The sequence below is a fragment of the Novosphingobium sp. Fuku2-ISO-50 genome, from assembly GCF_001519055.1.
In the GTDB taxonomy this organism is placed as follows: Bacteria; Pseudomonadota; Alphaproteobacteria; order Sphingomonadales; family Sphingomonadaceae; genus Novosphingobium.
Window position 1 is genome coordinate 193,439 of record NZ_KQ954286.1, and the last position, 7,705, is coordinate 201,143.

6 protein-coding genes are annotated in these 7,705 nt (G+C 64.8%); 3 read left to right on the forward strand and 3 right to left on the reverse strand.

Annotated features, from left to right (window positions below):
* The first annotated feature begins 12 nt into the window (after positions 1 to 12).
* A complete protein-coding gene (locus AQZ50_RS03850; protein ID WP_067742868.1) occupies positions 13 to 1,350 on the forward strand; it encodes an amidohydrolase in 1,338 nt (445 codons plus the stop codon).
* On the opposite strand, the gene AQZ50_RS03855 is transcribed toward AQZ50_RS03850, so the two are convergent.
* Complete coding sequence (locus AQZ50_RS03855) at positions 1,347 to 3,026, reverse strand: FMN-binding glutamate synthase family protein (protein ID WP_067742871.1); 1,680 nt, start codon at positions 3,024 to 3,026, stop codon at positions 1,347 to 1,349. The genes AQZ50_RS03850 and AQZ50_RS03855 overlap by 4 nt on opposite strands.
* A gap of 239 nt (positions 3,027 to 3,265) precedes the next feature.
* Between AQZ50_RS03855 and AQZ50_RS03860 the strand changes: the two genes are divergently transcribed.
* Positions 3,266 to 3,805 (forward strand): heme NO-binding domain-containing protein, encoded by a 540-nt coding sequence (locus tag AQZ50_RS03860; protein ID WP_067742873.1) that lies wholly within the window; start codon positions 3,266 to 3,268, stop codon positions 3,803 to 3,805.
* Entirely contained in the window at positions 3,802 to 5,811 is a 2,010-nt protein-coding gene (locus AQZ50_RS03865) for a putative bifunctional diguanylate cyclase/phosphodiesterase (RefSeq protein ID WP_156427217.1), read from the forward strand. The genes AQZ50_RS03860 and AQZ50_RS03865 overlap by 4 nt, the downstream gene beginning before the upstream one ends.
* On the opposite strand, the gene AQZ50_RS03870 is transcribed toward AQZ50_RS03865, so the two are convergent.
* Positions 5,803 to 6,729 (reverse strand): L-lactate dehydrogenase, encoded by a 927-nt coding sequence (locus AQZ50_RS03870; RefSeq protein WP_067742879.1) that lies wholly within the window; start codon positions 6,727 to 6,729, stop codon positions 5,803 to 5,805. The genes AQZ50_RS03865 and AQZ50_RS03870 overlap by 9 nt on opposite strands.
* 108 nt (positions 6,730 to 6,837) lie before the next feature.
* Positions 6,838 to 7,705: electron transfer flavoprotein subunit alpha/FixB family protein (locus AQZ50_RS03875; protein ID WP_067742882.1), on the reverse strand; the 868-nt coding region annotated here is incomplete at its 5' end.

Below are 7,705 nucleotides of genomic sequence, written 5' to 3' on the forward strand. Positions count from 1 at the left end.
CAAGGTTGCCCAATGCCCCAGAGTCCGCTGCTCGCCGCCGCCGCGCTTTTCCCCCTGCTCGCCATGGCGCCGGTTGCACACGCAGCAGATGCCACGGCGACCCGCGCCGCGATCGATGCCGGGATCGGCCGTGCGTGGAGCGATCTCGACGCGCTCTATGTCGACTTGCACAGCCATCCCGAATTGGGCTTTCAGGAAAACCGCACCGCCGCGCTGCTTGCCCAGCGGATGCGCAAGCTCGGCTTTGCCGTAACCGAGCATGTCGGCAAGACCGGCGTGGTCGCCGTCTATCGCAATGGCGATGGCCCGGTCGTGCTGGTCCGTACCGAGCTTGACGGGCTGCCGATGGAGGAAAAGACCGGCCTTGCCTATGCCAGCCGGGCGCAGCAGCCGGGCGAGGACGGCAAGCCGACGTTCGTTGCGCATTCGTGCGGGCATGACAATCACATGGCGTGGTGGATCGGCACCGCCGAGGCGCTCGTTGCGATGAAAGACCGTTGGCACGGCACGCTCGTCTTCATCGGCCAGCCCGCAGAGGAAATGGTTTCGGGCGCCAGGGCGATGCTCGACGATGGACTGTTCACGCGCTTTCCCCGCCCCGATTACGGCTTTGCCGCGCATGTCGATCCCGACCTTGCCGGCACGGTACATGTCAAGCAGGGGCCGACGACATCGGCGGTCGACACGATCCTGATCAGCTTCAAGGGCGTGGGTGCGCACGGCTCGATGCCCGACCGGGGGATCGATCCGATCGTCGAAGGCGCGCATTTCGTCAGCGATGTGCAAAGCGTGATCGCGCGCGAAAAAGACCCTTGGAAATTCGGCGTTGTCACCGTCGGCGCGTTTCACGCCGGCTCTGTTTCAAACATCATCCCCGACCATGCCGACCTGCAACTGACCTTGCGCTCGTATGACCCCGAGGTGCGCCGGATCATCAACGAAGGCGTCGAACGCACCGCACGCGCCGAGGCCGAAATGGCCCGCGCGCCCGCGCCCGACATCCGCCACACGTTTACCGCCAGCCCGGTCGTCAACGAACCCGCGCTCGCCGCGGCAACCGCCGCCCGGCTCAAGGCGGCGCTGGGCGAGGACAAAGTCACGCTCGTCCCCGAAGCGGCCCCCGGCTGGACCGCGAGCGAAGACTATTCGGAATTCGTGCGCGCAGGCATGACTCATTCGGTCTATCTGGCGATCGGCGGCTACCCCCAGGCGACGATCGACCGCTACAAGGCCGAAGGAAAGCCGCTGCCGGTCAACCATTCGCCGTTCTTCGCCCCCGATCACACGATCGCGATTCGCACCGGGATCGAAGCGTTGACGCTCGCGGTATTGGGCGTGACCGGCGGTTAATGCGGACGGAGCCGGTCGCTGTCGACCCGGCGAAAGGTATCGGCGCTGGCCGCGTTCCACCACCGTGCCAGCGTTGGATTATCCGTTCCGGCGAGCAGCTCTCCAGCTTTGGCAAAGGGATAGATTTCGTCAAACTGCCGCATTTCGGCGACGTTGATCCGCTGACGCAAATGAAACGGGCGCAGATCGGACGGGTTGTCGAGCCCGGTGGCAACGATGATCTCGTGCAGCGCCTTCATCGTTGCGCCATGGAAACGGGCGACCCGCGCGGCCTTTTCCTCGACCACCAGCGCGCGCTGACGCGCCGGTGACTGCGTGGCGATGCCGGTCGGGCACAGCCCGGTATGGCATTTGAGCGACTGGATGCACCCGATCGAAAACATGAACGCGCGCGCCGCGTTGCACCAGTCGGCGCCCAGCGCGGCGTTGATCGCAACCCCCGCGCCCGAGGTGACCTTGCCGCTGGCGGCGAGGCGCACTTCGCTTTTGAGCCCCGCGCCGACCAGCGCATTGCGGGCGATCATCAAGCCTTCGCGCAGCGGCATGCCGAGCCGGTCCGACAATTCCTGCGGCGCGGCGCCGGTGCCGCCCTCGCCCCCGTCGATGACCATGAAATCCAGCCGGATACCCGTCGCCAGCATGGCCTTGGCCAGCGCAAAGACTTCGTGCGGCATACCGACGCACAGTTTCAGCCCGACCGGCTTTCCCCCCGACAATTCACGCAAGCGCGCGGCAAATTCCATCAGTTCGACGGGCGTCGAAAAGGCGCTGTGACACGCCGGCGAGATGCAATCGACATCCAGCGGCACACCGCGCGTTGCCGCGATCTCGGGCGTTACTTTGGCGGCGGGCAAGACCCCGCCATGGCCGGGTTTGGCCCCCTGGCTCAGCTTGATTTCGATCATCCGCACCGAGGGATGCGCCGCGTGTTCGGCAAACAGCGCCGGATCGAAATGGCCCTGCCGATCGCGGCACCCGAAATAGCCAGAAGCAACTTGCCAGACGATGTCGCCGCCGTGCTTCAAATGGTGGGGCGACATCGAGCCTTCGCCGGTATCGTGATAGCATCCGGCAAGCTTTGCCCCAAGGTTCAGCGCCTCGATCGCCCGCCCGCCAAGCGCGCCAAAGCTCATCGCCGAGACATTGAGCCGCGATGCCGAATAAGGAACCGCGCATTGGCTCGACCCGACGGCAACGCGCATCCCCGCGTCGGCACCGGGATTGGGCAGCATCGAATGGGCGAGCCATTCGTACTCGCTGGAATAGACGTCAAGCTCGGTCCCGAAGGGATGGGCATCGCTGCTGCCATGCGCCCGCGCATAAACGAGATCGCGCTCTTCATGGCTGAACGGTCGTCCCTCAAGATCGCCTTCGACGAGATAGGATCGCGAAAAGGGGCGCATGCTTTCGAGCAGCCAGCGCAACCGCGCCGATCCCGGAAAATTGCGACGCAAGCTGTGTTTGGTCTGCATCAGGTCGATCACGGCCAGCAACAGCAAGGGCACGGCCAGTCCGCCAAGGATCAGCCAGGCCATCGCCCCGGTCAGCGCAGCCCCCGCCAGGCCCGCCACCATCAGCGCCAGCGCCAGCCAGATCACGAGATTGCGGCGCAAGGCGTGATCGCGAAAAAGCGCCGTTGCCACCGGGATCCGTGTGCTGTGCCCAGTTTCGCTCATTGCCAAGTTGCCCCCCGTTGCGAGCCCACGCGTCGCCCGGCATGCCTTGCCCGACCTGCCTCGGTTGTAAAGAGGGAGCTGCCGCCAAGCGCGATGGCCGGCTATAAATTCACTGTGGTTAAGCCGACATGACCGGGGGATCCGCAGTGATCCACCCCGCCCTGTTAAGCCGGTCGCGATCCGTGTCGGCGCATTGACCGCACTATCCCGGAACATCGGGCGGACAGGATACTGCGCCGATGAAGGGCATCATTTTCAACCTGCTTGAAGACGTCATGAACCATGCGCACGGCCATCATGCCTGGCCCGATCTGGTCGATGCTGCGGGCGTGAGCGGGGCCTATACCTCGCTCGGCTCCTATCCCGACGAACACTTGCTGGCGCTGACCGACACCGCCGCCGCCGTGCTCGGCCTGTCCAGCGCCGACATGCTGCGCTGGTTCGGTCGCAGCGCCATGCCCCTGCTTGCCACACGCTTTCCGCAATTCTTTGCCGCCCATCGCCACGCGCGCAGCTTTGTATGCAGCGTCAACGCCATCATCCATCCTGAAGTGCGCAAGCTCTATGCGGGCGCCGGATGCCCGCATTTTCACTTTACCGACCGCGACGACGGCGCGCTGATCATTGCCTATCAATCGCCCCGTCGGCTCTGCCCGCTGGTCGAGGGCTTTGTCGCCGGCGCGTCGGATCACTATGGCGAAACGGTCGCGATGGAGCACCTGACATGCATGCTGGATGCGCAGCCGCTGTGCCGGATTGCCGCACGGTGGCCGGCATGAAATCGGCGCGCATCGACTTGCCCGATCCGCTTGATGCGCGCATCGGCCAGCTTCAGCGCCAGCTTGCCCGCGAACGCAAGGCGCGTCAGGCTGCCGAGGCCATAGCCGAAAGCGGCCTGCGGGATCTGTATGAAAGCAAGCGTTTGCTAGCGCTGCTGCAGCGGATTACCGACCGCGCCAATGCGACCGACACGCTGATCGACGCGCTTGATTTTACCCTGGGCGAAATCTGCGCGGAAATGGGCTGGGATTTCGGCAACGCCTATCTCGTCCACTCAAACCTGGAAGCGATCCCCTGCGATTGCTGGCATGTTGCCAATCCCGATCACCTGATGCCCTTTGTCGAGGCATCGCACACCGCCAGCTTTCCGAGCGGCATGGACCTGCCGGGGCAGGTTGTGGCCGACCGGCGGGCGCACTGGATCGACGATGTCCGCACTGACGCCAATTTTCTGCGCCGCGATGTCGCCATCGCCTGCCGTGTGGTGGGTGGATGCGCCTTTCCGATCATGGCGGGCGGCGAAGTCGTCGCCATTTTCGAATTCTTTTCGCGCCGGTCGATCTCTGCCAATGCGTGCGTGATCGAAACCATGGCGCAGATCGCCCTCCAGCTCGGCCGCGTGGCAGAGCGCGAATACACGCGCGAGGCGCTGTTGCGCGATGCGCTGCATGACCCGCTGACCACACTGCCCAACCGGGTGCTGCTGCATGAACGGGCGAGCAGCGCCTTTTCCCGACTGCCCCCGGGTCAACACGGTCTTGCCGTGATGGTGATCGACCTCGACGGCTTCAAGGCGGTCAACGACAAGTTTGGCCACGATGCGGGCGATTGCCTGCTGGTGGCGACGGCAGCGCGTTTGCGCGATGCGATCGACGAATGCGTCGGCGGCGAAAGCGTCTGCCGTACGCGCGACGCAGACCATCAGCGCGCAAACAAGACGCGTGCGACTCTGGCGCGTACCGGTGGTGATGAATTCGTCGTGCTGCTCGAAAACATCGCCGATGAAGACCTGCCGATGACGATCGCCGCAAGCCTGCTAGCCGAACTGACGCTGCCATTTTCGATCGGCCGCGATGAAGTTGCCATCGGCGCGTCGATCGGGATCGCCCAAAGCAACCCGACCTATCGCGATTACGACGAAATCCAGCGCGACGCCGACCTGGCCATGTATGAGGCAAAGGCTGCGGGTCGGGGCAAGACAGTGATGTTTACAGAGGCGCTGGGCACCGAGGTTCGGCAACGCATGTCGCTGGAACGTGACTTGCGCGAGGCGATCACCGAGCAGCAATTTGTGCTGCATTACCAGGCGATCCTCGATCTGGGCACCAGCACGGTCCTCGGGTTCGAAGCGCTGGTGCGGTGGAATCACCCCCGGCACGGATTGATTGCGCCAAACGACTTCATCCCGACTGCCGAAGAAACCGGTCTGATCGTGTTTATCGGCGATTGGGTTCTGCGCGAAGCGTGCAAGGCGATCGGGCGGCTCCAGGCCAAAGGCCGCGATCGGAATACCCCCCTTTTCATTGCCGTCAATATCGCACCGCAACAGTTCCTTCAGCCCGATTTCGTGCCCTATCTGCGCGCCATGATCATGGAAACCGGGATCCCGGCGGAGTGTCTGAAGCTCGAAGTGACCGAAGGCGTCGCAGTGCTCGACGCCGAGCGCACGCGTCAGGTGCTGGAACAATGTCGCGACATCGGCATTCGCGTCGGGCTCGACGATTTCGGCACCGGCTATTCCTCGCTGTCCTATCTCCATTCGCTGCCGTTCGACACGATCAAGATCGACCGCGCCTTTGTCGCCGCGGTCGATCAATCGAAAAGCCGCAAGATCGTACGCACGATTCTCGATCTGGCGGGCGATCTCGATCTGACGGTCGTCGCCGAAGGGATCGAAACCGCTGAACAGCAGGCCGCGCTGACCGCGATGGGCTGCGAAATGGGGCAAGGCTTCCTGCTCAGCAGGCCGCTCGATGAAGCGGCGGCATTCAAGCTCTTACCATAGACCCGCCGCCGCCTCGCGGAGCACTTGCGCCGAACGATGCAGCGCGGCGGTCTCTTCGGCAGTCAGATCGGGCAGCAGCGTTGCGGTAACCCCGCCCGCACCGACCACGCGCGGCAGGCTGAGCGTGACATCGGCGATCCCGGCCACATGAGTCAACGTCGACACGGTCAGCACTGCGCGCTGATCATCACGGATCGCCTGGACAATCCGCGCGAGGCCCGCGCCAATGCCATACCATGTCGCGCCCTTGCCCGCGATGATGCGATAGGCGGCACGGCGCACGCCATCGTCAATGGCGGCACGCACCGCATCATCGAGCGTAACGCCCAACTTCGCCGCGCAGGCCGCCAGCGGCTGACCGCCGACCTGGGCTGCGGACCAGGCGAGCACTTCGCTGTCGCCATGTTCGCCCAGCACGGCGGCATGGACCGATTGGGCCGCAACCCCCAGATGCTCGGCAAGCAGCGTGCGAAACCGGGCGGTATCGAGAATCGTGCCCGATCCGATGACACGCCCCGACGGCAGGCCCGATGCCTTGCGCGCGATGCCGGTCATGATGTCGACCGGATTCGAGGCCACCACCAGCAAGGCATCGGGCGCGGCGGCGCGAACCCGGTCGATCGCCGCAGCAAAGACGTCGGCATTGCGCGACAACAGGCTTAGCCGGCTCTCGCCGGGCTTTTGCGGCACCCCGGCGGCGAGTATGACCACCCCTGCCCCGGCCAGTGCATCGTAATCCCCCGCCGATACCCGCACTGCGCCGACAAACGGCACGGCATGGGCGATGTCCTCGGCCTGCGCCACGGCAAGGTCCGGCTTGGCATCGACGAAGACGATTTCCGCTGCGGCATGCAACAGCGCGAGCGCATAGCCCGCCGCCGATCCAACCATACCCGCCCCGACTATTCCAACTTTCATGAATGCCTCCAGCTTTGCCGGAATCGTAGACGCGTTAGGTTGCAAGCAAAAGGCCCCGCCGGGGTGTCCGGCGGGGCCTTTGTTGTGTCTTCGATCCGTATCCGGCGTTCAGAGCTTTCCGACCAGTTCCGGCACGGCGCTGAACAGATCGGCGACGAGGCCGATGTCGGCGACCTGGAAGATCGGGGCGTCTTCGTCCTTGTTGATCGCGATGATCGTCTTGCTGTCCTTCATCCCCGCCAGATGCTGGATCGCGCCCGAAATGCCGACCGCGATGTACACTTCCGGCGCGACGATCTTGCCCGTCTGGCCGACCTGATAGTCGTTGGGCACATAGCCCGCATCGACCGCCGCGCGGCTCGCGCCGATCGCTGCGCCCAGCTTGTCGGCCAAAGGCGTGATCGTTGCCGCAAACGTGTCGGCATCCTTCAGCGCCCGCCCGCCCGAGACGATGATCTTCGCGCTCGTCAGCTCGGGCCGTTCCAGCTTGGCGATTTCCGAGCCGACATAGGTCGAAAGACCCGAATCCGCGCCCGCCGCAACGCTTTCGACAGGCGCGCTGCCGCCGGTCGCATTCGCCTTGGCAAAAGCGGTGCCGCGCACGGTGATCACCAGCTTGGCATCGCTCGATTCGACTGTGGCGATCGCGTTGCCCGCATAGATCGGGCGGGTAAACGTCCTGGGCCCTTCGACCGACAGGATGTCCGACACTTGCGCGACATCGACCAGCGCGGCGACGCGCGGGGCGACGTTCTTGCCCGTCGTCGTGGCGGGCGCGACAAACGCGTCGTATTCGCCCAACAGCCCGGCCACCAGCGGCGCGACGTTTTCCGCCAGCGCATGGGCATAGACCGCGTCATCGGCCTTCAGCACTTTGGCCACGCCTTCGATCTGCGCGGCCTGTGCCGCCACGCCATCAACGCCCGCGCCCGCCACCAGCGCGGTGACTTCGCCCAATTGCGCAGCGGCAGTCACC

Coding starts and splice junctions, on each gene's coding strand:
- AQZ50_RS03860 (WP_067742873.1), top strand. CDS start 3,266: ATGAAGGGCATCATTTTCAACCTGCTTGAAGACGTCATGAACCATGCG.
- AQZ50_RS03850 (WP_067742868.1), top strand. CDS start 13: ATGCCCCAGAGTCCGCTGCTCGCCGCCGCCGCGCTTTTCCCCCTGCTC.
- AQZ50_RS03855 (WP_067742871.1), bottom strand. CDS start 3,026: ATGAGCGAAACTGGGCACAGCACACGGATCCCGGTGGCAACGGCGCTT.
- AQZ50_RS03870 (WP_067742879.1), bottom strand. CDS start 6,729: ATGAAAGTTGGAATAGTCGGGGCGGGTATGGTTGGATCGGCGGCGGGC.
- AQZ50_RS03865 (WP_156427217.1), top strand. CDS start 3,802: ATGAAATCGGCGCGCATCGACTTGCCCGATCCGCTTGATGCGCGCATC.